This is a genomic window from Rhodococcus sp. P3_B8 (assembly GCF_056402775.1).
This window is the reverse complement of record NZ_JBFUGT010000632.1, coordinates 1-1,311: the sequence shown is the minus strand read 5'-3', so window position 1 is coordinate 1,311 and position 1,311 is coordinate 1. Positions and strand designations below refer to the sequence as shown.

Sequence of the window (1,311 nt, the reverse complement as noted above, 5' to 3'; positions counted from 1 at the left end):
CAGGCTCACCTCTTCAGCACAGAGACCGGCGAGTGCGATGCACTCGCCGGTCTCTTTACGTTCGCGTCACCGGGTGACGGCGGTCACCACTGTCGCAGGGTGGAGATCCGCTCGGTGAGCTGCTCGACGGTGGCGATCGCCGTGGGCGGTCCCCCGCAGACGCGGCGCAGTTCGCCGTGGATGGTCCCGTGCGGCTTGCCCGTCCTGTGGTGGTGCATCGCGACGAGACTGTTCAGTTCCCGGCGCAGCTGCGCGAGCTGTCCGGCGGCAGCCACCCGGTCCGCGACCTGGGGCACGGGCGTGTGCACGGGCGCGGGGGCGGGCTCGGCCTTGTCCAGCTGCTCCGACTGACGCTGACGCAGCAGCGCGCGCATCTGATCGGCGTCGAGCAGTCCGGGCAGACCCAGGTAGTCGGCCTCCTCGTCCGAACCCGAGAACGTGGCCGTCCCGAAGGACGAACCGTCGTAGATCACCTGATCGAGCTCGGCGTCCGCGCCGAGCGAGGTGAACGCCTTCTCCTCCTCGCCGAGCTCGTCCTTCTGCTTGTTCGCGTCGGCGAGAAGATCGTCGTCGAAGCCGTCCTTCTCCCGGTGCGGCTTGCCGAGCACGTGGTCGCGCTGCGCCTCGAGCTGGCTGGCCAGATCGAGCAGCACCGGAACCGACGGGAGGAACACGCTCGCGGTCTCGCCCTTGCGGCGGGACCGCACGAAACGCCCGATCGCCTGCGCGAAATAGAGCGGGGTGGACGCACTGGTGGCGTACACACCGACGGCCAGGCGGGGAACGTCGACGCCTTCCGACACCATGCGGACGGCGACCATCCACTTCTGGGTGCTCGCCCCGAACTCGGCGATCCGCTTGGACGCCGTCGGGTCGTCGGAGAGCACCACGACCGGGTCTTCCCCGGTGACCGCCTTCAGGGTCTGCGCGTACGCGCGGGCCACGGTCTGGTCGGTGGCGATGACCAGACCTCCGGCGTCGGGCATGCCGCCCGTGCGCAGCTGGCCGAGCCGGGTGTCCGCGGCGTGCAGGACCGCGGGAATCCAGTCGCCCGACGGATCCAGGGCCGTTCGCCACGCCCGGGCCGTCTGTTCCGCGCTGAGCGGCTCACCGAGTCGCGCGGAGAACTCCTCGCCCGCGTTGTTCCTCCAGCGTGCCTCGCCGGAGTACGCGAGAAACACGACGGGCCGGACGACGCCGTCGGCGAGGGCGTCCGAGTACCCGTAGGAGTGATCCGCCTTCGAGCGCATCAGACCCTCGCGATCGGGCTCGTACGTCACGAACGGGATCGCACTGTCGTCGCTGCGGAAC

1 protein-coding gene is annotated in these 1,311 nt (G+C 70.1%); it reads right to left on the bottom strand.

Translation table 11 applies throughout. From position 1 onward, the window contains the following. Nucleotides 1-83 precede the first annotated feature (83 nt). On the bottom strand, nucleotides 84-1,311 hold a 1,228-nt coding region (locus AC1D1G_RS45305), incomplete at its 5' end, for a DEAD/DEAH box helicase (RefSeq protein WP_477956954.1).